Here is a 23,081-nt window from a genome sequence, read left to right as displayed (position 1 = left end):
GTCGGTGACACGTTTTGCCAGAGTGTCAAAGCATGCAATCCATCTCGTTCCCGGGAGGTAGGCTTCACCCGTGAGATCCCCTCGTCCGTACTCTCCCCAGGCCGGCCCCGGAGCCCAGTCGCTGACCGAGCGCCGCAAGGCCGCCACCCAGCTCGACATCGCCCGCGCGGCCTGCGAACTCTTCGCCGAGCACGGCCCCGACGGCACCACCGCCGAGGACATCGCGCACCGCGCCGGCGTGGCCCTGCGCACGTTCTACCGGTACTTCCGCAACAAGCAGGAGGCCGTGGCCCCGCTGCTCGCCGGCGGCGGCGACGCCTGGCGCGCACTGCTCGCCGAGGAAGACCCCGGCACCCCGCTCGACGAGGCCCTGGAACGCGCGGTGACCCGCTCGCTCAGCGACTCCCAGGCGGTCGAGGAGGGCCTCCAGGTGACCCGCGGCCTGCTCCGCGCGGCCTCGACCGACGAAGCGCTGCGCGCGGTCTGGTACCGGGTGAACCAGGACTCCGAGGAGCGCCTGGTCCCGGTGATCGCCCGGCTGGCCGGCGAGAGCGCCGACCCCCTGGCCGTCCGCCTCCTCGCGGCGGCCGCCACGGACGCCATCCGCATCTCCCTGGAACTCTGGTCGACCACGGAAGCCCCGGTGTCAGGCCCCGGCTCCCCCCCGGAACTGGCGATCCGCTGCCTCCGCGAACTGACGGGCTCGATGCCCTTGCTCCGCAGGGTCGGAAGAACCGGTCCGACACCGGTCTGAGCTGCCCGGCCCCGGCCGGAAAACGACGAAGCCCCGCCCCTCTCCGAGGAGAAGGACGGGGCTTCGGTGGATCGACGAGCCGCTGCGGCTTAGATGTCGAAGTACAGCTCGAACTCGTGCGGGTGCGGGCGCAGGGCGATCGGGGCGATCTCGTGCGTGCGCTTGTAGTCGATCCAGGTCTCGATCAGGTCCGGGGTGAAGACACCGCCGGCCAGGAGGTACTCGTGGTCGTCCTCCAGGGCCTTGAGGACGTCCTCGAGGCTGGTCGGGACCTGCGGGACGCTCGCGTGCTCGTCCGGGGAGAGCTCGTAGAGGTCCTTGTCGATCGGCTCCATCGGCTCGATCTTGTTCTTCACACCGTCGAGGCCGGCCAGCAGGAGGGCCGCGAACGCCAGGTACGGGTTCGAGGACGGGTCCGGGGCGCGGAACTCGACGCGCTTGGCCTTCGGGTTCGAGCCCGTGATCGGGATGCGCATCGCGGCGGAGCGGTTGCGCTGCGAGTACACCATGTTGACCGGCGCCTCGAAGCCCGGGACCAGGCGGTGGTACGAGTTCACCGTCGGGTTGGTGAACGCGAGCAGCGACGGGGCGTGCTTGAGGATGCCGCCGATGTAGTAGCGGGCGGTGTCCGACAGGCCCGCGTAGCCGGCCTCGTCGTAGAACAGCGGGTCGCCGTTCGCCCACAGCGACTGGTGGACGTGCATGCCCGAGCCGTTGTCACCGAAGATCGGCTTCGGCATGAAGGTCGCGGTCTTGCCGTTGCGCCAGGCGACGTTCTTCACGATGTACTTGAAGAGCATCAGGTCGTCGGCCGCGGCCAGCAGCGTGTTGAACTTGTAGTTGATCTCGGCCTGGCCGCCGGTGCCGACCTCGTGGTGCTGGCGCTCGACCTGGAGGCCCTGGGCGTCCAGCTCGAGGGAGATCTCGGCGCGCAGGTCGGCGAAGTGGTCGACCGGGGCTACGGGGAAGTAACCACCCTTGTAGCGGACCTTGTAGCCGCGGTTGTTCTCCTCGGAACCGGTGTTCCAGGCGCCGGCCTCGGAGTCGATGTGGTAGAAGCCCTCGTTCGCGGTGGTCGCGAAGCGCACGCTGTCGAACACGTAGAACTCGGCCTCGGGGCCGAAGTACGCGGTGTCGGCGATGCCGGTGGAGGCGAGGTACGCCTCGGCCTTCTTCGCGATGTTGCGCGGGTCACGGCTGTAGGCCTCGCCCGTGATCGGGTCGTGGATGAAGAAGTTGATGTTGAGCGTCTTGTCCTTGCGGAACGGGTCCAGGCGCGCGGTGGTGATGTCGGCACGCAGCGCCATGTCGGACTCGTGGATCGCCTGGAAGCCGCGGATCGAGGATCCGTCGAAGGCGAGCTCCTCCGCCGGGTCGAATGCCCGAGCCGGGATCGTGAAGTGCTGCATCACACCAGGCAGGTCGCAGAAGCGGACGTCGACGAACTTGACGTCGTTCTCCTCGATGTACTGCTTCACTTCGTCGGCGTTCTGGAACATCCAACTCCTCCTACTCCCGACCCCGGGGCAGGGCGGGCTTTATAGCTCGTGGTGCGTCAGTGCGGTGCCGCACGCTGACCCGACCATAAGCAGGCGGGATTTCTCAAGCATGACCCATTTGTTTCGCACAAGTTAACCAGGGTCCCGCCGGAACGCCGTGGAGCCGCACGGGTACCGTGTTCGGGTGGACAACAGGCAAGCACTCGGATCCTGGCTCTCCGGCCCTCGCGCTGCCGCGGAGGACATGGGCGTCGACTTCGGCTACCCGGGCCAGCGGCTCGGCCTTCCCCAGCAGGGGTCCGGCTCGGCGGCCCGGTTCGGCCGCCGCCTGGGCGGGGTCGCCATCGACTGGATCGGCTGCCAGGTGATCGCATACGGGCTGATCACGGGCGGCAACGCGGCCGCCACGGGCAACTGGACGCTGGCGCTCTTCGTGGTGCTGAGCATCCTCACCGTCGGCACCGTGGGATTCACCCCCGGGAAGCGGCTCGTGGGCCTGCGCGTCGTCGCGGAGGGCGGCGGGCGCCTCGGCATCGGCCGGGTCGTGCTGCGCACCCTGCTGCTCGCCCTCGTCATTCCGGCGCTGGTCTGGGACCGGGACGGGCGCGGCCTGCACGACCGCCTCGCCCGCGCCGTCCAGGTCCGCATCTAGCCACGAGACAACGAAGACAACGAAACGAAGGGGCGCCCCCGGACCTGTCGGTCCGGGGGCGCCCCTTCTTCGTATACGAAAATCAGCTGAGCCGGTCAGCGCATCTTTCCGCCGCGCGGCATCCGCATGCCCTTCGGCATCGGACCCTTCGGCAGCGGCATGTTGCTCATGAGGTCGCCCATGGCCCGCAGCTTGTCGTTGACCTGGGTGATCTGCGGGCCGGCCAGTACGCGCGGCAGCTTGAGCAGCGTCGTACGCAGCTTCTTCAGCGGGACCTCGCCCTCGCCGGTGCCCACGATGAAGTCGTGCACCGGGACGTCCGGCATGATCCGGGCCAGCTTCTTCTTCTCGGCCGCGAGCATCGGCTTCAGCCGGTTCGCGTTGCCCTCGGCGATCAGGACGACGCCCGCCTTGCCGACGGCCCGGTGGATGATGTCCTGGCTCCGGTTCATCGCGACGGCCGGGGTGGTCGTCCAGCCCCGTCCCACGTTGTCCAGTACGGCCGCGGCCGCGCCCGGCTGTCCCTCCATCTGCCCGAAGGCAGCCCGCTCGGCCCGCCGTCCGAAGACGATCGCCATCGCGAGGAACGCCACCAGGAAGCCCAGGATGCCCAGGTAGACCGGGTGGTCGATCAGGAAGCCGATCGCAAGAAAGACACCGAAGGTGACGATTCCCACGCCCGCGACGATCAGACCGACCATCGGGTCGGCCTTGCGCGTCATCTTGTACGTCAGGGCGATCTGCTTCAGTCGCCCGGGGTTCGCAGCAGTCTCTGCGTTTGACTTCCTCGCCATACAGCGAAGTTTACGTGGCCTGCGAGGTCCGGGTCGCCGCGGCCTCGAGTACGTGCTCGGTTTCGACCCGGTCCTTGGCTCTGCGGCGGTCCTCGAGGACGGCGGTCCAGGCGTTGCGGCGGGCGCCGCTCATGAGCAGCGACTCGATACCCCGGAAGGCGTCGGTGAACGACGGAATGGCAATGGCGCGTACGGGCGCGGCCTGCATGATGTCGATCCCTTTCACGGTGCTCAAGTCGGTCCGGGTGGGCAGCGGGCGTGCGTCGGCGGTGTGCGACGGTGTGCGCGGTGCGTGGACCCATCGTCACTGACTGGTGTTACCAGGGCATGACCGGTCGGTCAAACGGTGATGAAACATTTACGCGGCCCGCCGGGCTCTTCGTTACAAAAGAGCCTAGGGGCCGCGTCGATGCGGTGTTACCCGTCGGTAAGACTTTGTGCGTGAGTTCACACAGTCCGTGTGGTAGCGCGCGTCACACGGTCGCGCGATCAGACCTGGCTGCGCTTCTCCATCGCCTGCTGGTAGAGGCGGCCCGCACGGTACGAGGACCGGACCAGCGGGCCCGACATCACACCGGAGAAGCCGATCTCCTCGGCCTCCTGCGCCAGCTCCACGAACTCGGCCGGCTTCACCCAGCGCTCGACGGGGTGGTGCCGCGGCGAGGGGCGCAGGTACTGGGTGATGGTGATGAGCTCGCAGCCGGCCTCGTGCAGCTCCTTCAGGGCCTGCGAGACCTCCTCGCGCTCCTCGCCCATGCCCAGGATCAGGTTCGACTTGGTGACCAGGCCGTAGGCGCGGGCCTGCCGGATCACGTCGAGCGAGCGCTCGTAGCGGAAGCCGGGGCGGATCCGCTTGAAGATCCGCGGCACCGTCTCGACGTTGTGCGCGAACACCTCGGGGCGGGAGGCGAAGACCTCCTCCAGCAGCTCCGGGACCGCGTTGAAGTCGGGGGCCAGCAGCTCGACCTTGGTGTGGCCGGTCGCGCGGCCCGCCGTCTGCTCGTGGATCTGGCGCACGGTCTCCGCGTACAGCCAGGCACCGCCGTCGGCCAGGTCGTCGCGCGCGACGCCGGTGATGGTGGCGTAGTTCAGGTCCATCGTGACGACCGACTCGCCGACGCGGCGCGGCTCGTCCCGGTCCAGGGCCTCGGGCTTGCCCGTGTCGATCTGACAGAAGTCACAGCGCCGGGTGCACTGGTCGCCACCGATGAGGAAGGTGGCCTCGCGGTCCTCCCAGCATTCGTAGATGTTGGGGCAACCGGCCTCCTGGCACACGGTGTGCAGTCCTTCGCCCTTCACCAGGGCCTGCATCTTCGTGTACTCCGGACCCATCTTCGCCCGGGTCTTGATCCACTCGGGCTTGCGCTCGATGGGGGTCTGGGCGTTACGGACCTCGAGGCGCAGCATCTTGCGTCCGTCGGGTGCGACTGCGGACACGACCGGCTCCCTGTGACTTCGATTCTTCGGCGCCCACCAGGGTACGCCCGTAATTTCATACGCTCTTACGTCCGCCAACCTGGGGGCGGGCGGACACATTCCCCCCGGCTGTCAGCCGACGGCCGGCTCGATCTCCCGGGGCCGCAGCTCGGCCTGCTCCAGTACGTCCTTCAGGTGGCGTTCGACGACCGGCAGCACCTCGGCGATGGTGATCTCCCGGCCCAGTTCGTACGAGAGCGAGGTCACACCGGCGTCGCGGATCCCGCACGGGATGATCCGGTCGAACCACGTGCTGTCCGGGTTCACGTTGATCGCGAAGCCGTGCATCGTGACGCCCTTGGCGACGCGGATGCCGATCGCGGCGAGCTTGCGGTCCTCGCGGCGCTGGCCGGCGTTGGAGGGGGCGTACTCGGGGCCGTTCAGGCGCGGGTCGAACTCGTCGTCCGTCAGCCGCGGGTCGAAGTCGAGGGAGAGGCCGCCGATCTTCGGACGCTCCTCGATCGGGTCGCCGAGCACCCACACGCCGGAGCGGCCCTCGACCCGGGTGGTCTCCAGGCCGAACTCGGCGGCGGTGCGGATCAGCGCCTCTTCCAGGCGGCGCACGTGCGCGACGACGTCGACCGGGCGGGGCAGCTTCATGATCGGGTAGCCGACCAGCTGGCCCGGGCCGTGCCAGGTGATCTTGCCACCGCGGTCCACGTCCACGACGGGGGTGCCGTCCAGCGGCCGCTCGTTGTCGGCGGTGCGCCGGCCGGCGGTGTAGACGGGCTCGTGCTCCAGCAGGAGGCAGGTGTCGCCGATCTCGTCCGCGAAGCGCGCGGCGTGAACCCGCCGCTGCTCCTCCCAGGCCTGGGTGTACTCGACGTAATCGGGTCCGAAGCCCAGACGGACAAACCCAAGCTCAGCCACCGCAGCGCCTCCTCGTTGAACCTGCCGTGTGCACGTATCGCACCCGGCCAAGAGTACGGCGGCCGGTTCCCGCCCCCTCAGTCGCCCGTCGGCGGCCCGTCCTCGGGGCCCGGCGGCAGCGGCCTGGGCCGCCTGCGGCCCCGGGGCGGCCGGTCCGGGTCCTCGTCCGCCCGCGGCAGCCGCCGGTGGCCCTCGGAGTGGTCGTTGACCCAGCCGCAGACCCCGCACGCGTACCGGCCGTCCAGACCCGCGATGTACGTGCCGCACCGGCGGCACTCGGCCTCGGTCAGCTCGGGCGCGGTCAGGGGCGCGGGCAGCTCGGGCGCGGTCGGTGGCGCGGTGGCGTCGGCGGAGGGCTCCGCCGCGGTGGGCCTGCGGGTCATGTCGCGCAGCGTACGCGGGCGGAAGGGGTCGGTCCGTAAAGAGCCCTACAGATTCTGCACACGATCGGATGAATGTGGGGCAGAGAGGGCGGCATGAGCGGAGTTCGCCGCTACATTCACGCCGTTCACAGGGCCGGGACTCCGGTCCGTCACGTCAGGAAACCGTGGAGCCGATGACGGAACGACCTGCCCAGCGCGTCCCCAACCGGCAGCTCGCGGCGCTGATCGCGGAAGCCGGGTTCTCCAACGCCGGTCTCGCCCGCCGCGTCGACCAGCTCGGCCTGGAGCACGGTCTCGATCTGCGGTACGACAAGACCTCGGTCACCCGGTGGCTGCGCGGGCAGCAGCCGCGCGGGACCACCCCGGCGCTGATCGCCGAGGTCTTCACCCGGCGCCTGGGCCGCCGGCTCTCCGCACAGGACCTGGGCCTGGACGCCTGCGCGCCCGTCTACGCCGGTCTGGAGTTCGCGGCCACCCCGGAGGAGGCCGTGGACATCGCCAGCGGGCTCTGGCGCAAGGACTCCGGCTCCCACGCCGAGCTGCGGAAGATCGCGTTCACCCCGGCCGGGCTGGTCGTGCCCAGCCGGGACTGGCTCATCGGGCGGGCCGACGAGCGCGTGGGCCGCGGCGCGGATCCGGCGGCCGCGGCCGCGGCCGCCGCAGCGGCGGCCCGCGTCCCGGTGCAGGGGCGCAGCTCGGTGCCCCGGCAGCGGCAGATCGACCGGGGCCCCGGCCAGCGGGTGACCAGCGGGGACATCGCGGCGCTGCGGTCGGTGGGCGAGCTGTTCCGGACCCTGGACCAGACCTACGGCGGCGGGCACGCCCGGCAGGCCCTGGTGCGCTACCTCGAGCACGAGGCCGAGCCCATGCTCCGCGGCACCTACGGGGAGACCACCGGGCGGCGGCTGTTCTCGGCCGCCGCCGACCTGACCCGGCTCGCGGGCTGGACCTCGTACGACATCGCCGCGCACGGGCTCGCCCAGCGGTACTTCGTGCAGGCGCTGCGCCTCGCGCAGGCCGCCGGGGACCGGCCGTACGGCTCGTACGTGCTGGTGACCATGAGCCGGCAGGCCGTCTACCTCGGCCACGGCCGGGAGGCCGTGCAGCTGGCCCGCGTCGCGCAGCAGGGCGTCGGCTCCGGGCCGCCGCCGGTGGTGCAGGCGCTCCTGCACTCGGCGGAGGCCCGCGGGCACGCGGTGCTCGGCGAGGTCCGGGCGGCGACGGCCTCGCTGGTGCGGGCCGAGCGGGCGCTGGGCGCGGCCCGGCCGGGGGACGACGTGCCGCACTGGGCGCGGCTGTTCGACGAGGCGCAGCTGGCGGACGAGTTCGGGCACTGCCACCGGGACCTCCAGCAGTACCGGGCCTCGGCCCAGCACGCGGAGCGGTCCCTGCAGTTGCGGGCGCCCGGGTTCGCGCGCTCGAGGCTGTTCTGCCGGGTGGTGCTGGCCACGGCGCGGCTGGGGCTGGGCGAGCTGGACCAGGCGTGCACGCTGGGTGCGGAGGCGGCGCAGCAGGCGATGGAGATGCGGTCGGTGCGCGCGGTGGAGTACGTACGGGACTTCGAGCGCCGGCTGGAGCCGTACCGGGACGCCTCGGCGGTGCGGACGTACCGGGACCGGGTGGCGGCGCTGTCGTGAGCTGCTGATACAGGGTCAGGGCTCAGGCGTGGGCCCGGTTCCTTGGGGGGAACCGGGCCCTGGACCCGTGGTGGTTCTCAGGCCACCGCCGGAAGGGCCGGCTCCGCGCTCGCCGGGAGGCGGATGCCGAAGTCGCGCAGGGCGGCCGTGGCGGCGCGGCGGGCCGAGTGCAACGCCCCCTGGACGGTGTTGGAGTCGCGGTGGTCGCCGCACACGTACAGCCCGGCCAGGACCCGGACCGGACGGCGCAGGTCGTAGGGCGGCGGCATCGCGGGGACGGCCTCCGGGGCGTGGTGGACGGCCAGCAGCTCCCAGTCCCGGGTACCGGTCTCGTACAGCCGGGCGAGGCGCGAGGCGACCGTGCGGGCGGGCGGCGGCGGGCCGAGCACGGTCGTGGTGACCAGGCTCCGGCCGGCCGGAGCCCGCGTCGGGTCGACCGCGCTCATCACGGCGGTGTGGGCGACGGGCCACCTGGGATCGCCGTCGAGCAGGAGCGAGCCGTCCCACGGGAGCGGGGCGGCGGTGGCGTGGTGGATGACGGAGACCTCGTGGAACTGCGGCACCCGCAGCCCCGGCAGCAGTTCGGCGGCGGCCCGCGCCCCGGTGGCCAGGACGGCGGAGCGGCAGCTGAAGTCGCCGTGCTCCTCGGTGGTGACCAGCTTGGTCGCCACCGAGCGGACCCGGACCCCGGTGCGCACCGTGCCGGGCGGCAGGGTGGCGGCGAGCAGCCCGGGCAGGGTGGCGGCGCCGCCCTCGGGCACGGCGAGCCGGCCGCGGGCGAAGGTGCGCAGGGCGAGGTCGGCGACCCGGCTGGAGGTGGTGAGCTCCGGATCGCGCAGCAGGGCGGCGAGCAGGGGCCGCAGGGTCGTGCCGTGGGCCCGGGAGCGCAGGGCGGCGAGTGCCGTGCGCTCGGGGCGGGCCAGTACGCGTTCCACGGGCACGGCGGCGAGCCGGCCGAGGTAGGCGCTGAGCCGGGCCTGGTCGAAGGAGCCGCTGGCCAGCGCGCGGGCCGGGGTCAGCGCCCCGGCGCGGAGCTGCCTGCCGTCCGTGTGGACGAGCACCCCCGGAGCGAAGGGCCGCAGGACCAGGCCGGCCAGGCCCGGGGTCCGGTCGAGCTCCGTGTACGAGGTGTTGAGCAGCTGCCCGATCCGGTCCAGCCGGAATCCGTCGACGTGCTCGGTGGCCATCCGGCCGCCGGGATCGTCGGCCGCCTCCAGAACGGTGACCGTGACCCCTGCCGCGATCAGGTGGTGTGCCGCCGCGAGTCCTGAGACCCCGGCTCCTACGATGACGACGTCCGCATGCTGTGCGGCGCGGTGTGAGCTGCTGAGCACGTGCCCCTCCCCGAGGTCGGCGCGGCTTGTGTGGGGATCCTCCTTCCCCCAACGGGCTCCAGGGGAACCCGAGTTCGGTGGCGTATTCCGCTCAACTCCGGTCGCACACCGGTCGCATCCGGGTCACAACCGGTCGCACACCGCCGAATCGCGCGCTGCGGTGGGGTTTCGGGGGCCGGGGCTATCGGGCGAGCGCGGCGCGGATCGCTTCGTCGATGCCCGGGTGGCGGAACGTGAACCCCGTCTCCAACAGCCGTCCGGGCCGCACCCGCTGACTGCCGAGCACGTCCCCGGCGAACTCCCCCAGCACCAGGCGCAGGGCGGGCGCCGGTACGGGGAACGGCGTCGGCCGGTGCAGTACGCGGCCCATCGCGGTGGTGATCTCACGGTTGGTCAGCGGCTCGGGGGCGGTCAGGTTGACGGGGCCGGACAGCTCGGGGGTGTCGATGGCGTGCCGCAGGGCGGCGATCTCGTCGTACCCGGAGATGAAGGACCAGTACTGGCGCCCGTTGCCGAGCCGGCCGCCGATCCCGGCCCGGAAGATCGGGAACAGCTTGCCCCAGGCGCCGCCCTCGGCGGCGACGACCAGTCCGGTCCGGGCGAAGACCGTCCGTACGCCGGCCTCCTGGGCGGGGGCGGCGGCCGCTTCCCACTCGATGCAGACCTCGGGCAGGAAGCCCCGGCCCGCCGGGGCGTGCTCGTCGACGGCGCGGTCGCCGGTGTCGCCGTAGTAGCCGATGGCGGAGCCGCAGACGAAGACGGCGGGCGGCGCGTCGAGCGCGGCGATGGCCCGGGCCATCGCCGCGGTCCCCGCCACCCGGCTGTCCCGGATCTCCTTCTTGTACGCGGCGGTCCACCGGTGTTCGCCGACCCCGGCCCCGGCGAGGTGCACGACGGCCCCGCAGCCGGCGAGTCCGGCGGGGTCGACGTACCCGCGCCGCGGGTCCCAGGCCGCTTCGTCGGGCGCGGCGGGCGTGCGGCGCACGAAGCGGACGACATCGTGGCCGTCTGTGCGCAGGGACCGTACGAGGGCCTGGCCGATGAGGCCGGTGGAGCCGGTGATGGCGATACGCATGGGCCCATGATGCAGGTCCGCTGCGCGGCGCATCCGCCGACGCTGCGCGGCTCCCTGCCCGCCCCCAAACTTCTCCCGCTCCCCGGGACAGCCCGGAGGTCCCCCGCCGGGCTGCGCCCGACCCCGTACGGCTGCAACGCCGCCGGCGCCATCAGCCCTGCTTCCCTCGGGCTCCGCCCGGATCCGGGCGGGGGGGGCGGGTCAGGTGGTGCCGAGCCAGGTGCCCACCGCGTAGGTGATCGTCATCGCCAGGGCGCCGCCGGCGACGTTGCGCAGGACCGCCCGGACGGGAGGTGCGCCGCCGAGGCGGGCGCTGATCACCCCGCACAGCGTCAGCGTCACGAGAACCGCCGCCACCGTCACCGGCACCCGCTCCGACGGCCCCGGCAGCACGATCGCCAGCAGCGGAAGCAGCGCCCCCACGGTGAACGCGACCAGGCTCGCGAACGCCGCGTGCCAGGGGTTGACCAGCTCGTCGGGATCGATCCCGAGCTCCACCCTGGCGTGCGCCTTCAGCGCGTCCCGCTCCGTCAGCTGCTCCGCCGCCTCCCTCGCCAGTCTCCGGCTCAGTCCCCTGGCCTCCAGCAGCTCCGTCAGTTCCGCCAGCTCGGCCTCCGGCTCCTGCGCCAGCTCCTGCCGCTCCGTCTCCAGCGCGGCCCGCTCCGAGTCCCGCTGGGAGCTCACCGAGACGTACTCCCCCGCCGCCATCGACAGCGACCCCGCCAGCAGTCCGGCCACCCCCGCCGCCAGGATCGACGCCCGTGAGGTGGTGGCCCCGGCCACGCCCACCACCAGGCCGGCCGTGGAGATGATCCCGTCGTTCGCGCCGAGCACCCCCGCCCGCAGCCAGTTCAGCCGCGTGCTGATCGCCGCGCTCTGCCCCACCCCGTCCGTGTCCGTCACGGGACCACTGTCGGCGCCCGGACCCCGCAGGTCCACCCGGCAGGCCGGTCCGGCGTGCGCGGCCCGGGCCCCCGTACCAGGGTGGAGGGGTGAGACGCCGACGCGAGGAGCCTGGCTGGCTGCACGGGAAGCCGCCACCACGCTGGGCGCGGCTCGCGCCTCCCGTGGCGCTGGTGGCGCTGGTGTTCGCCCAGAGCGCCACCCCGGGCGACATCGAGCTGGGCTACTTCCTGGCCGGCCTGCCCCCGGTCGCGGCCTTCGCGTACGGGGCGGCCGGCACCGCCGTCTTCGCCGGGATCGTGCTGCTGCTGCTCGGCGTCTCGTCGCTCGGGGTCGGGCACGCCCAGGGCGCGGACCTGGCCACGGTGGCCGTGGTCGCCCTGCTCAGCGTGGTGATCGCCTGGGTCCGGCGGCGCCGCGACGCGCAGCTGGTCAGCGTGCGGACCGTCGCGGAGGCGGCGCAGCTGGCGGTGCTGCCGCCGGTGCCGGAACGGGTCGGTCCGGTGCGGTGCGCCGGGCTGTACCGGGCCGCGCAGCGCGGCACGCTGGTCGGCGGCGACCTGTACGACGTACGGGTCGGGCCGTACGGGGTGCGGGCGCTGGTCGGGGACGTGCAGGGGCACGGCCTGGCGGCGGTCGGCACGGTGGCGGCGCTGCTCGGCGCCTTCCGGGAGGGGGTACTGGACGATCCGGAGCTCGCGGGCGTGGCCGCCCGGCTGGACCGCAGGCTGCTGGCGGACACGGCGGGTGCGGCGGGCTCGGTCGGATCGGCGGGCTCGGCTGGCTCAGCGGGCTCGGTCGGCTCAGCGGGGTCGGTCGGCTCAGCGGGCTCGGTCGGATCGGTCGGCTCGGCCGATGCCGCCGTCGAGCATCCGGAGCTGTTCGCGACGGCGCTGCTGCTGGAGTTCCCGCCCGGGCTGGACCTCGTACGGATCGTCTCGTGCGGGCATCCGCCGGCGCTGCTGCTGCGGGCGTCCACGGTGTCGGAGGTGGCCGTGGAACCTGGCCCTCCGCTGGGGCTCGGGCTCGCCGGAGCGGACCTCGCGGTGGTGGCCGACGTACCGCTGCTGCCGGGCGACCGGCTGCTCGCCCACACGGACGGGGTGACGGAGGCCCGGGACGCGGCGGGCGACTTCTACCCGCTGGCCACCCGGATCCCGGCCCTGGCCAAGGACCCGGCCGAGCTGGTGGAGGCGGTGTGGCAGGACCTGGTGGCGTTCACCGACGGCGGCCCGCGCGACGACGTGGCCCTGCTGGTGCTGTCCCTCCCGGAGGCGGCGGGCGTCCCCGGATGACCGGGCGGTCCTGATCACGTGGTCGAGAGTGCATCGCGGGGCTCGCGAGAGGGGTGGCCGTGGCGGCGGCCGAGGCCGTGGCGCCGCACGGCTTCGGTCTCGGCTCCCCGGCCCCCGGCTCCCCGACGCCAACGCCGACGCTGACGATTCGAAGGGAACCCGGGCGCGGGTCCCGTGCCCCCCACCCGCCGTCGGCCGTACGCTCCCGCTCGCCCCCTGGCGGCGGCGTTCTGCCTCGTCGGGCAGAGCGTTCGAGAACGTTCTGCCCGACGCGGTCGACCGTCGGCCCTGTCGGTTGCTCAGGCCCCGTTGCTGATGATGAAGGCGCGGACCAGCTTGCACGTCACGTTCGACGGGCGGTGGATGCCCGTGCGGACGGCCATCGTGCGGATCTTCCGGTTGGTGGCGCGACGGGCGTCGTACGTCCCCGAGTCGAGCAGGGATATCGCCAGCCGCATCGCCTTCAGACGGCGGTTGTGGCTCTCGTACCACTCGCGGGGCAGCCCCGCCGGCAGCGGCTTCTTCTTGACGGGCTCAATGGTCGTGGCAGTGGCCATCTACAGCCTCCCAAACGGTAGTTGGCTTCCTGTCGTTCTCCCTCGATTTTACCGGGGACCACTGACAAAAGCCCCTGGCCAGGCAGGCTCTGGCTAGGCTGGGGGCCATGGAGATCTGGATCAATCCCGCCTGTTCGAAGTGCCGCAGCGCGCTGACCCTGCTGGACGCGGAGGGCGCCGAGTACACGGTGCGCCGCTACCTGGAGGACGTGCCGTCCGAGGACGAGATCCGCGAGGTCCTGGGCCGGCTCGGCCTGGAGCCGTGGGACATCACGCGCACCTCGGATCCGCTCGCGAAGGAGACCGGCGTACGGGACCTGCCGCGCGAGGAGACGGACGAGGCCCGGGGCCGCTGGATCGCCCACCTGGCGGCGCACCCGAAGCTCATCCAGCGCCCGATCATCACGGCGGAGGACGGCACGGCCGTCATCGCCCGCTCGGAGGAAGCGGTCCGCGAGGCCATGGCCCGCTAGGGGTGTCCGCGGCCGTACTCGGGCGCCCCGACAACGCGGCGACGTGCGGCGCCGGACGTCGCGGACCTGGGGGCTCCTGCCGGCGGCAGCTGGGAGCATGCTCCGGAACACGGGCCCCGCGGCTGAGCCGACGCGCCGCCTCCGCGCGGTGACTGCGCCGGAACCGGGGCCGGCCTGCGCGGGCGATCCCGTCGGCGGTTCGGCGCGCCCGCCTACGCTCCCGGTATGACGTCCGACCACACGGCCACCGCCACCACCGCATCCGGCACGGACACCGCCGCTGCCGCCACCGGCGACGGCACGGACACCGGCACCACCACCGCCAGACCTGGCGCCAGCACGGCTACGGGCACCGGCTCAGGCCCGGACGTCGGCACCGGCGCCGGCGCCGATCTGCATCTTGAGTTGTCCTCGCGCGGCGCCCGGCGTACCGCCCTCGCCCAGGCACTCCGCGACGCCGTGCGCAGCGGGCGGCTCGTCGGCGGGACCCGGCTGCCGCCCTACCGGGCGCTGGCCGCCGACCTCGGGCTGGCCCGCAACGCCGTTGCCGACGCCTACGCCGAGCTCGTCGCCGAGGGCTGGTTCACCGCCCGGCAGGGCTCCGGCACCCGGGTCGCCGAGGGCGCGGCCACCGCCGCCGCGCCGGCCGCCCCGGCCCCGGCCGCCCCCGAGGGTCCCCGCCACGACCTGCTCCAGGGCAAGCCCGACCCCGCCTCCTTCCCGCGGGGCGCCTGGTCCGCGAGTGCCCGGCGGGCCCTGGCCGAGGCCCCCACCGAGGCCTTCGGGCCCGGCGACCCCCAGGGCCGCCCGGAGCTGCGGCGGGCGCTGGCCGCGTACCTGTCCCGGGCGCGTGGTGTGCGTACAGGCCCGGAGAACATCGTCGTCTGCTCCGGCTTCGCGAACGGCCTGCGGCTCCTCGCGTCGCTGAGGCCCCGCGAGTGGGCCGTGGAGGAGTACGGACTCCCCTTCCACCGCGGCATCCTCGAAGCCGCCGGGGTCCGCCCGCACCCCGTCCCCGTCGACGAGGACGGCGCCCGCCCGGACGAGGTCCCGGCCCGGGCGCGCACCCTGCTGCTGACCCCGGCGCACCAGTTCCCGACCGGCGCCGCGCTGCTTCCGGCGCGGCGGGCGGCCGCCGTGGAGTGGGCCCGTACGACGGGCGGGCTGATCGTGGAGGACGACTACGACGGGGAGTTCCGCTACGACCGCAAGGCGGTCGGCGCCGTACAGGGCCTGGACCCCGAACACGTCGTCTACGCGGGCTCGCTGAGCAAGTCCCTCTCCCCCGCCATCCGCCTGGGCTGGCTGGTGTTGCCGGACCACCTGGTCGACCGCGTCCTGGCGGCGAAGGGCCTGCGGGAGTCCTGGGCGAGCGCCCTGGACCAGCTGGCACTGGCCGATTTCATCGCGTGCGGTGCCTACGACCGCCACATCCGCCGCATGCGACACCGCTACCGCGGCCGTCGCGACCAGCTGGTCTCCGTGCTGGCTTCCCGCGCCCCGGAGTTGCGGGTGACGGGCATCTCGGCGGGGCTGCACGCGGTCCTGGAACTCCCGCCGGGGAGGGAAGCGGCGGCGCTGCGGGCGGCCCGTGCGGCGGGCCTGGCGCTGGACGGCTTGTCGGAATACCGGCACCCGGCCGCGGCCGGGGCGGGCAGGGAGGGACTGGTGGTGGGGTACGCGGCACCACCGGAGGCGGCGTTCGGCCGAGCGGTGGAAGCACTGGCGGAAGCGATGGGGCACGCAGGCGCGGCGGGGGGCTAGGTCGCCGCGAGCCCGGCCTGACCGGCAAGACATCCCCTGGTCCGGGATACCTCGCGGGGATGGCCAGGGCTGCGCGGGGGCCGATCGGCCTCGCACTCATCTCGCCCTCACCTCCTCACCCCATAGGGTGTGAAGCCAAGCAAATGGGATGTATCGGATCGAAGGACCGGGATGAGCGACGGACGGAACGACCTGAACGACCTGAACGAAGAGAACGAGCCGAACCGGCAGCAGGCGCAGCCCTTCCCGGCCGATCCCCGGCCCGACACCCCGTCCCAGCAACCCGCCGCCGCGCCCCGGCTCCCGCCGCCGCGCCGAGGGGCCGACTGGATGTTCGGCGGGGTCTACGGGACCGTGCTCGCGTCCGGGCTGCTGGCCGCGCTCGATCAGGCGGGCGAGGCGTTCACCCCGTTCTACGACGCCAGCTGGGTGCTGGTCACCGCCTGCGCGGCCGGCCTCGCGCACGGCTACTCGCACCACATGACCACCCATCAGGCCGGCTCCGCCGCCCACCGCTGGCGGGTGCTCTCGCGGGCGCTGTGGAACGAGTGGCCGATGATCGTGGCCGCTCTGCCGACCGTCCTGCTGCTGGTCGTCGCCGGGCTCACCGACTGGGCCTCGTACGGGGTGACCGCCGTCGGGCTCGGCCTGAACACCGCACTGCTCTTCGCCTGGGGCTCCTTCGTGGCACTCCGCGTCGGCTACCGGATCGGTTCGGCGCTGCTGATGGGTCTTGCGGACGCCACCATCGGGCTGGCCATCATCGTGGCCAACGCCGTCATCAAGTAGCCCTGGCCGGCCGGGCCGCCCGTCCCCGGGGCCGCCCCCGGGCCGACCCCGGCCCGCCCGCCCCCGCCCCCTCAGCCCGGCAGCTGCGCCTCCGCCTCCGCCAGGATCTCCGTCAGCCGGGCCGCGAACTCCGCGTCGCGCGGGTCCGCGACACCCGTCCGGGCCGCGGTGAGCAGTGCGTCCAGGGCGCGGCCGTACGCGCCGGGTACGTCGGTCCAGTTGGGCAGCGAGAACACGCCCTCGGCCCCGCGCAGCTCCAGCCCCACCCCCGCCGCCGCGGTCGGCGCGCCGAGGCTGAGCACGGCGGTGCTGGCGGCGCCCGAGGCATGGCGCAGGGCGAGCTGGACCACGTCGGAGGGCCCGCGGGTGGCGGTGACGGACGTGACGTCGCCCAGGACCGGGATCAGGACGGACAGGGCGTGCGGGCCGACGTCCCAGAGCCCGCCCTTGGCCTTGCGCCAGGGCGAGGCGGCGTACGCGCTGGGCGTGCCGTCGGGCGGGAAGACCGCGCCGAGCCAGTGCGCGCTCGCCGTGAACCAGCCGGAGCGGCCCTCTTGCTCGGCGACCCAGCCGGCCGCGGGCTCGGCGAAGCGCAGGGTGAGGAAGACGACGGAGGCGACGCCGTGCCGGGCGACGGCGTCGGCCACGGCCCGGGCGTCCTCGACGGTGGTGGCGACGGGCTTGTCGAGCAGCAGCTGGCAGCCCGCCGCGGCGGCGCGCACGGCGAGCGGGGCCTGTACGTCGGGCGGCAGGGCGAAGGCCACGACGTCACAGTCGGCGAACAGCGCGTCGGGGTCTTCGTACACCTTCACGCCGTACGCGTCGGCCAGCTCGGCGGCGGCGTCGGGGCGGCGGCCCCACACTCCGGCGAACTCGGAGCGGGCGGATTCGCAGCCGGCGTGCGCGGCAAGGGCGGGGGCATGGGTGCGGTGGGCCCAGGGGCCGGTACCCAGCAGGCCGACCCGGGGGCGGGCCGGCAGGCGGGGGGAGACCGTGGGGGCGGCGGCCGAGGTCAAATCATACGAAATGCTCACCCGCCCAGTCTGCCCCACTCGGACGGGCGTGCTGCCACCAACCCGCACAACCCACCCGACCTGCAGCGTAAACCTCGGTAACACGGGGTTCACACCCGGGCAACGGAAGAGAAATCGCGAGCGGGCACGCTGCGGTCTACACCGCAGCGACATCGCAACACCACGACCGCAGCACCCGCAGAGTCTGCGCCGGAGCGACGCACCGAAGGATGGGGCCCGTGAGCTACAAGGCTGAGTACATCTGGATCGACGGCACCGAGCCGACGGCGAAGCTGCGCTCCAAGACGAAGATCCTGGCCGACGGCGACGCGCTGCCGATCTGGGGCTTCGACGGATCGAGCACCAACCAGGCCGAGGGCCACGCCTCCGACCGCGTGCTGCAGCCGGTGTTCTCCTGCCCGGACCCGATCCGCGGCGGCGACAACCTCCTCGTGCTCTGCGAGGTCATGAACATCGACATGACCCCGCACGAGTCGAACACCCGCGCGCTGCTGCGTCCGATCGCCGAGCAGTTCGCGGACCAGGCGCCGATCTTCGGCATCGAGCAGGAGTACACCTTCTTCGACGGCATCCGGCCGCTCGGCTTCCCGGTGGGCGGCTTCCCGGCCGCGCAGGGCGGCTACTACTGCGGTGTCGGCTCGGACGAGATCTTCGGCCGCGAGATCGTCGAGAAGCACCTGGACCACTGCCTCGCGGCGGGCCTGAGCATCTCCGGCATCAACGCCGAGGTCATGCCCGGCCAGTGGGAGTTCCAGGTCGGCCCCGTGGGCCCGCTGGAGGTCTCCGACCAGCTGTGGATCGCGCGCTGGCTGCTCTACCGCACCGCCGAGGACTTCAACGTCTCCGCGACGCTGAACCCGAAGCCGGTGAAGGGCGACTGGAACGGCGCGGGCGCGCACACCAACTTCTCCACGAAGGCGATGCGCGAGGACTACCGCGCCATCATCACCGCGTGCGAGTCGCTGGGCGAGGGCTCGAAGCCGCTGGACCACGTCAAGAACTACGGCGCCGGCATCGACGAGCGCCTGACGGGCCTGCACGAGACCGCCCCGTGGAACGAGTTCAGCTACGGCGTCTCCGACCGCGGCGCCTCGGTCCGCATCCCGTGGCAGGTGGAGAAGGACGGCAAGGGCTACATCGAGGACCGCCGCCCGAACGCGAACGTGGACCCGTACGTGGTGACCCGCCTGATCACGGACACCTGCTGCACGAGCCTGCAGAAGGAGGGCCTGGTCTAGGACCCGGCCTCCGGCTTTTTCCCCGCAGCCGACACTGCGGCGCTGTGACACGACGCGCGACGCCCGCCGAACCCCCCGTGGTCCGGCGGGCGTCGCGCGTCGTGCGTCGCGTGTCCACGCAATCGACCAGCATGCGATACGGGGTGCCGGTACGGGCGCCCGGACCGGCGCCACCCGGTGACGTTTCATCCGGGATTGTCCAGGGCAAGTCGAGGAATGATCGCGGAATTTGAGATTCCGATCCACGCCCTGAGACGGGGCCTGCCCCGCACCCGCTGCGTCTGCTTCAATGAGCCCATGGCCAGCCACTCGCACACCTCGAACGGTCGCAGCGACCTCGAGCCGTTCTGGCCCTCCCGTCAGGACCACGATTTCGACCGGGTGTGTCGCCGCGTGAAGAACGCGCCGACCCTCTAAAGCCTTCCGGGATCTCCCACCGGACCTTCCCCGAGGCCTTCGGTCTGCGCGGAACGCGATGACGTACGTACGTCTCCTGCCGACCACTGCGCGTGAAAGAGCTGACCACTCATGTCTCACACCCGTTCCCTGACGTCCGCCGCCTCCACCGCGACCGCTGCGACCGCGCCCTTCGCCTATCCGCCCAGTCCGCGCCACCGGCTGCGCGCCGTGGACCGCGACGAGGTCGCCCGCGTGGTCGACCTCCTGCCGCCCGGCGCCACCTGGCTGCCCGCGCCGCAGCACACCCTGCCGACGCTGCCGGGCCAGCCGCCGATGGTCGGCTACCTGGTCCTCGTACCGGCGGACCAGCAGCCGCCGATCGCCTTCGCCCCCCAGTCCGTTCCCGCCCCGGCCGCGCCCCGGACCGCCCCGGCCACCACCGGGGACGAGCTCGTCCGCATCGACGCGGCGCAGCGCACCGCCGAGGTCGACGGCCGGGTACTCGACCTGACGTACCTGGAGTTCGAGCTGCTGGCCCACCTGGTGGCGCACCCGCACCGGGTGCACAGCCGGGACCAGCTGGTCACCACGGTCTGGGGCTACGGCCACGTCGGCGACGGCCGGACCGTGGACGTCCACGTCGCCCGCCTGCGCCGCAAGCTGGGCGCGGCGCACCGCGGTGCGATCCAGACGGTGCGCCGGGTGGGCTACAAGTACGCGCCCTGACTGTGCCGGTCCGGCACAGTCAGGGCACAGCACAGCACTGCACTGCACCGCACCGCGTACGACGGTGGGCCCGTACTCCGCGAAGGAGTACGGGCCCACCGTGCGCGTCGGGACGGACGTCCGGGCTAGGTCGTCTCTTTCGGATCTTGCCGGTTAAGCCCGCGTCGTCCGGTGCCGTGCCTCGCAAGGCGGAGAGGCTCCCGAGTACTGGACGTACTCGGGTGCCTCGACAACGCGGCGAGGCGCGGTGCCGGGCGGCGCGGGTCAGGCAAGATCCGGAAGAGACGGGCTAGGTCGTGGTGGCCGCCCTGGTGCGGCGCGTCGCGAACAGACCCAGCAGCACGTCGACCGCCAGGAAGGCGACGAGGCTGATGCCGAGCAGCGGTACGAACCAACCGACCAAGGCGATCACGGCGGCCAGCGGGAGCAGCATGGTCAGCGGCACCTTGCGCCAGGCTCCGCGCGGCTGGGCGCGGCCGACCGAGAGGGTGCGGTCCTTGGTGGGCCGGCGCAGCCACCACATCCGGTAGCCCCAGAAGACCAGGAACATCAGCGCGACCGCGAGCGCGGCGAGCGCGATCTGGTTCGCGAGGCCGAAGGTCTTGCCCATGTGCAGGTCGATGCCGAAGCGCGTCAGCTGCGCGAGGACGGGGTAGTCGGCGAAGCGCAGTTCGTCCATGATCCGGCCGTCGGCGGGGTCCACGGCGACGGAGTCCAGGTGGACCGGCAGCTGTTTGTCCTGCTCCTTGATCACGTAGCCGTTGCCCTTGGCGGGCAGGGTGATGCGCAGTTCCTCGGTGACCCCGGCGGCGCGGGCGGCGGCCACGGCCTTGTCGATGCCGATGTCCGCGGCGGGCGGTGTCGGGGGCATCTCCATACCGCCGGTCCCGCCGTGCCCGGCGTGCTCGCCGGAGCCGGAGCCGGAGCCCGAGCCCTCACCCGAACCGGAATCCGAACCGGGCGCGAGGGCCGCGGACACCGACGGGGTGGCGCCGCCGAGGCCGTCCTGGAGCTGCCCGATGTTCTCGCCCGCGTACTTCGACCAGGTCAGGCCGGTGGCGGACAGGGCGACGAGTCCGGCGACGGCCCAGAGGCCGACGGCCCCGTGCCAGGAGAGGGTCTTGCGGCGGCCGGTGGCGGCGCGGTCGGGCAGGACGAGCAGGGCCTTGCGGGAGCGGCGGCGGCCGATCCACAGGGCGAGTCCGCCGAGTGCGACGACCCACAGCCAGCTCGCGGCGAGCTCGCTGTAGTTCCGGCCGAACTCGCCCAGCTGGAGGCTGGAGTGGAACTCGCTGAGCCAGGCGCGCAGCGGCAGCGCGTCGCCCTCAGTGGTCAACTGTCCGTTGACGTGGGCCGTATACGGATCCACGAACACGGTCTCCGTCTGACCCTCCTCCAGCCCGGGGACCTCCATGATCACGCGAGTGGTCGCCTCGGCGTCGGGCGCGGGCCACACGCCCACGACCTTGCCCTTGGGGACGGTGGCCCGGGCGGCCGTGACCTGGGCGCTGAGCGGCGCCGTGCTGTCGCGGACCTGGGTGACGGTCAGTTCGTCGGAGTAGATGATCTTCTCGGCCTGCCAGGAGGCGGCGTACAGCAGGCCGGTGGCGGCGGCGAGGAACAGCAGCGGGGCTATCAGGATCCCGGCGTAGAAGTGCATGCGCAGGAGCAGCGGCCGCAGCGCCGCCCACGTGCCGGGCTTCGAGGGCGCCTCGGCCGAAGCGACCGCGTCGGCCGTTGCGGGAGCGGCGGGTGCGAGGGGTGCAGCGGGTGTGTCGGCGTCCGGGGTGCGGACGTCCTGAACCTCTTCAAGGGACATGTGGGTCCTAGGTGTTGGCCCTGTGGGCGAAGACTCGGGTGAACCGGCCCCGGGTCCCGCCACCTCGCCGATGAAGGAGGTGCGCCGGTCAGGCGCAGGCAGGACGGCCGGGGGCCGTGGCGCGGGTGTCTCGCCACCCGGGCGGGCCGCGGCGCACCAGGGCGTGCGCGGGCACGGCCCCGCGCAGCCTGCGCGGGGGTTCGTACGCGGGGCGGGGCGCGGGCCGCGGCGGTACGGGGGCCACGCGGGCCCGGACCAGGGCGAACGCGCGGGCGAGCGGCCGGGCCGCCAGCAGTGCGGCGGAGCCGAGGACGGCGGCCAGCCGGAACACGGCGGCCTCGCCCCACGCCAGCCAGGCGGCGCAGAACAGCCCGGCGAGCACGTGCGCGGCGATCATGCCGAAGCCGCCGTGCCCGGCCGTGTCGGCCATGCCCGCCATCCCGCCCATGTCCGCCATCCCGGCCATGCCGTCCGTGCCTCCCGCCACCTCAGGCAGCGCCGTGCCCGCCAGGTGGTGGTGCCCGGGCATCGGCTCGGGCAGGAACACGGTCACGGGCAGGGAGTGCGCGGTGTGGCCGGCCAGGCCGGTGTGACCCGTGCGGCCGCCGTGGCCCGTCTGGCTGCCGGAGAAGACCAGGTGCAGTACGCCCTGCACGGCGAGCAGCGCCGCACTGATCCCGACGGGCCCGCGGCGGCGCCCGGCTGCGAGCCGGGCGAGCCCGCCGGTCACCGCGAAAGCACCCAGAAGGCCCATCAGCGGGATATCCGTGCCAGACATATATGAATGCCCCACAGCGCCCAATGCGGTGCACACCGCCGCGAACATCGCGGCCCGTGCGGTGCGCATCGGCGGGGGGATCTCTTGCATGGCAGGAACATGCTCGCACGGGACCCGGTTCCGCCAGTCCGGGGGCCGTATCCGATCATGATCAGATGAATTCACTGCCATGGCCGCCGCCGACCATCGGCATGGTGTATGCGGGCGGGGTCCAGCTCGGCGCGTACGCACTGGACCGGCTGGGGGCGGCGGAGCGGGACCGGGTGCTGCGGGGCTGCTCGACGAATGTCGACAACCTCGCCGCCGGCCGCTGGGAAACCCTGCTGAGCAGCGCCTTCGTCGTCGAGGAGCCCATGCCGCTGCCGTACGCGCTGCTGCTCGTCGCGGTCCTCGGGTACGCGGAGTACGCGTACGGGGCCTGGTGGACGGCCGCGGTGTTCGTGTTCGGGCACGCCACGGCCACGCTCCTCGTCTACGGCGTCCTGCGCCGGACGGCCGATCTGCCGGCCCGGCGGGCCCTGGACGTGGGGACCAGCTACGGGTTCAACGCCGTGCTCGGCGCGCTGACCTCCGCGCTGCCGCGTGGGCCGGTCCGCACGGCCGCCCGGGTGGGGCTGCTTGCGCTCGCCGCAGCGCCGGTGCTGAAGCGGGACCGGACCTTCACGGACGCCGGCCACCTGGCGGCCCTGGGGATAGGGGTCGGGCTCTCGCTCGCCCTCGATTGCCTATCCGGGACGAAACATCCGAAAATCGGGTGAACACGCACCATCCGCATCACCCGCACCCTCTGCTTTGCCTGCACCGCCCACACCACCCACACCGCTCACACCAC

Annotated in this window: 22 protein-coding genes and 1 pseudogene; 10 read left to right on the top strand and 13 right to left on the bottom strand. The window is 73.0% G+C overall.

Annotated features, from left to right (window positions below; genetic code table 11):
* Window positions 1-70 precede the first annotated feature (70 nt).
* Window positions 71-754, top strand: coding sequence for a TetR/AcrR family transcriptional regulator (locus tag OG299_RS27770; protein ID WP_266629902.1), 684 nt, complete (start codon window positions 71-73; stop codon window positions 752-754).
* Window positions 755-843: 89 nt separating this feature from the next.
* On the opposite strand, the gene glnA is transcribed toward OG299_RS27770, so the two are convergent.
* Window positions 844-2,253 carry a type I glutamate--ammonia ligase gene (gene glnA, locus OG299_RS27765; protein ID WP_266629900.1) on the bottom strand — a complete coding sequence of 470 codons (1,410 nt, stop codon included), beginning with the start codon at window positions 2,251-2,253 and terminating at the stop codon, window positions 844-846.
* A 184-nt stretch (window positions 2,254-2,437) separates the two neighbouring features.
* Between glnA and OG299_RS27760 the strand changes: the two genes are divergently transcribed.
* Window positions 2,438-2,905: an RDD family protein gene (locus OG299_RS27760; protein WP_327362963.1), complete on the top strand. Its 468-nt coding sequence runs from the start codon at window positions 2,438-2,440 to the stop codon at window positions 2,903-2,905.
* 95 nt (window positions 2,906-3,000) lie between these two features.
* Here OG299_RS27760 and OG299_RS27755 read toward each other — a convergent pair whose 3' ends face one another.
* The 5 genes from OG299_RS27755 to OG299_RS27735 all read right to left on the bottom strand — a co-directional run bounded on the left by OG299_RS27755 (window position 3,001) and on the right by OG299_RS27735 (window position 6,428).
* Window positions 3,001-3,699, bottom strand: coding sequence for a DUF4191 domain-containing protein (locus OG299_RS27755; protein WP_266629896.1), 699 nt, complete (start codon window positions 3,697-3,699; stop codon window positions 3,001-3,003).
* Between the two features lie 10 nt (window positions 3,700-3,709).
* On the bottom strand, window positions 3,710-3,907 hold the full coding sequence (locus OG299_RS27750; RefSeq protein WP_030291684.1) for an SCO2195 family GlnR-regulated protein: 198 nt from the start codon (window positions 3,905-3,907) through the stop codon (window positions 3,710-3,712).
* 281 nt (window positions 3,908-4,188) lie between these two features.
* Complete coding sequence (gene lipA, locus OG299_RS27745; RefSeq protein WP_266629894.1) at window positions 4,189-5,136, bottom strand: lipoyl synthase; 948 nt, start codon at window positions 5,134-5,136, stop codon at window positions 4,189-4,191.
* A 111-nt stretch (window positions 5,137-5,247) separates the two neighbouring features.
* Complete coding sequence (lipB, locus tag OG299_RS27740; RefSeq protein WP_266629892.1) at window positions 5,248-6,045, bottom strand: lipoyl(octanoyl) transferase LipB; 798 nt, start codon at window positions 6,043-6,045, stop codon at window positions 5,248-5,250.
* A gap of 77 nt (window positions 6,046-6,122) precedes the next feature.
* The gene (locus OG299_RS27735) at window positions 6,123-6,428 is read right to left on the bottom strand and encodes a hypothetical protein (RefSeq protein WP_266629890.1); all 306 of its coding nucleotides are present in this window, start codon (window positions 6,426-6,428) and stop codon (window positions 6,123-6,125) included.
* 173 nt (window positions 6,429-6,601) lie between these two features.
* Here OG299_RS27735 and OG299_RS27730 point away from each other — a divergent pair, with 173 nt between their 5' ends.
* Window positions 6,602-8,065, top strand: a complete 1,464-nt coding sequence (locus tag OG299_RS27730; protein WP_266629888.1) for an NsdA family TPR-like regulatory protein — start codon at window positions 6,602-6,604, stop codon at window positions 8,063-8,065.
* A gap of 77 nt (window positions 8,066-8,142) precedes the next feature.
* On the opposite strand, the pseudogene OG299_RS27725 reads toward OG299_RS27730, so the two are convergent.
* From OG299_RS27725 to OG299_RS27715, 3 genes and pseudogenes are all read right to left on the bottom strand, one after another.
* Window positions 8,143-9,516: pseudogene (locus OG299_RS27725) on the bottom strand (FAD-dependent oxidoreductase); the annotation flags it as partial.
* A 64-nt stretch (window positions 9,517-9,580) separates the two neighbouring features.
* Window positions 9,581-10,474 carry a TIGR01777 family oxidoreductase gene (locus OG299_RS27720; RefSeq protein WP_327362962.1) on the bottom strand — a complete coding sequence of 298 codons (894 nt, stop codon included), beginning with the start codon at window positions 10,472-10,474 and terminating at the stop codon, window positions 9,581-9,583.
* 201 nt (window positions 10,475-10,675) lie between these two features.
* Entirely contained in the window at window positions 10,676-11,377 is a 702-nt protein-coding gene (locus tag OG299_RS27715; RefSeq protein WP_327362961.1) for a VIT1/CCC1 transporter family protein, read from the bottom strand.
* Between the two features lie 89 nt (window positions 11,378-11,466).
* Here OG299_RS27715 and OG299_RS27710 point away from each other — a divergent pair, with 89 nt between their 5' ends.
* Window positions 11,467-12,672: a PP2C family protein-serine/threonine phosphatase gene (locus tag OG299_RS27710; protein ID WP_327362960.1), complete on the top strand. Its 1,206-nt coding sequence runs from the start codon at window positions 11,467-11,469 to the stop codon at window positions 12,670-12,672.
* Window positions 12,673-12,971: 299 nt separating this feature from the next.
* Here the strand turns inward: OG299_RS27710 and OG299_RS27705 are convergent, their stop codons facing one another.
* The gene (locus OG299_RS27705) at window positions 12,972-13,229 is read right to left on the bottom strand and encodes a hypothetical protein (protein WP_266629880.1); all 258 of its coding nucleotides are present in this window, start codon (window positions 13,227-13,229) and stop codon (window positions 12,972-12,974) included.
* Window positions 13,230-13,336: 107 nt separating this feature from the next.
* Between OG299_RS27705 and OG299_RS27700 the strand changes: the two genes are divergently transcribed.
* From OG299_RS27700 to OG299_RS27690, 3 genes are all read left to right on the top strand, one after another.
* The gene (locus OG299_RS27700; protein WP_266629878.1) at window positions 13,337-13,702 is read left to right on the top strand and encodes an ArsC/Spx/MgsR family protein; all 366 of its coding nucleotides are present in this window, start codon (window positions 13,337-13,339) and stop codon (window positions 13,700-13,702) included.
* A gap of 225 nt (window positions 13,703-13,927) precedes the next feature.
* Window positions 13,928-15,466, top strand: coding sequence for a MocR-like pyridoxine biosynthesis transcription factor PdxR (gene pdxR / locus OG299_RS27695; protein WP_327362959.1), 1,539 nt, complete (start codon window positions 13,928-13,930; stop codon window positions 15,464-15,466).
* A 171-nt stretch (window positions 15,467-15,637) separates the two neighbouring features.
* On the top strand, window positions 15,638-16,255 hold the full coding sequence (locus OG299_RS27690) for a hypothetical protein (RefSeq protein ID WP_327362958.1): 618 nt from the start codon (window positions 15,638-15,640) through the stop codon (window positions 16,253-16,255).
* Between the two features lie 71 nt (window positions 16,256-16,326).
* Here the strand turns inward: OG299_RS27690 and OG299_RS27685 are convergent, their stop codons facing one another.
* Window positions 16,327-17,271, bottom strand: coding sequence for a Gfo/Idh/MocA family protein (locus tag OG299_RS27685; protein ID WP_389867108.1), 945 nt, complete (start codon window positions 17,269-17,271; stop codon window positions 16,327-16,329).
* A gap of 236 nt (window positions 17,272-17,507) precedes the next feature.
* Here OG299_RS27685 and glnII point away from each other — a divergent pair, with 236 nt between their 5' ends.
* Window positions 17,508-18,527, top strand: a complete 1,020-nt coding sequence (gene glnII / locus OG299_RS27680) for a glutamine synthetase (RefSeq protein WP_327362957.1) — start codon at window positions 17,508-17,510, stop codon at window positions 18,525-18,527.
* A 528-nt stretch (window positions 18,528-19,055) separates the two neighbouring features.
* Window positions 19,056-19,652 (top strand): winged helix-turn-helix domain-containing protein, encoded by a 597-nt coding sequence (locus tag OG299_RS27675; RefSeq protein ID WP_327362956.1) that lies wholly within the window; start codon window positions 19,056-19,058, stop codon window positions 19,650-19,652.
* A 289-nt stretch (window positions 19,653-19,941) separates the two neighbouring features.
* Here the strand turns inward: OG299_RS27675 and OG299_RS27670 are convergent, their stop codons facing one another.
* Both OG299_RS27670 and OG299_RS27665 read right to left on the bottom strand, forming a co-directional pair.
* Window positions 19,942-21,471, bottom strand: coding sequence for a PepSY-associated TM helix domain-containing protein (locus tag OG299_RS27670; protein WP_327362955.1), 1,530 nt, complete (start codon window positions 21,469-21,471; stop codon window positions 19,942-19,944).
* An 88-nt stretch (window positions 21,472-21,559) separates the two neighbouring features.
* Entirely contained in the window at window positions 21,560-22,249 is a 690-nt protein-coding gene (locus OG299_RS27665) for a hypothetical protein (protein WP_327362954.1), read from the bottom strand.
* Between the two features lie 155 nt (window positions 22,250-22,404).
* On the opposite strand from OG299_RS27665, the gene OG299_RS27660 reads away from it, so the two are divergent.
* Window positions 22,405-23,007 (top strand): rhomboid-like protein, encoded by a 603-nt coding sequence (locus tag OG299_RS27660; protein WP_327362953.1) that lies wholly within the window; start codon window positions 22,405-22,407, stop codon window positions 23,005-23,007.
* The last annotated feature ends 74 nt before the right edge of the window (window positions 23,008-23,081 follow it).

Origin of the sequence: Streptomyces sp. NBC_01296 (genome assembly GCF_035984415.1) — a bacterium.
Lineage (GTDB): Bacteria > Actinomycetota > Actinomycetes > Streptomycetales > Streptomycetaceae > Streptomyces.
The sequence above is the reverse complement of the archived record's forward strand: the minus strand, read 5'-3'. Positions and strand labels throughout refer to the sequence as shown.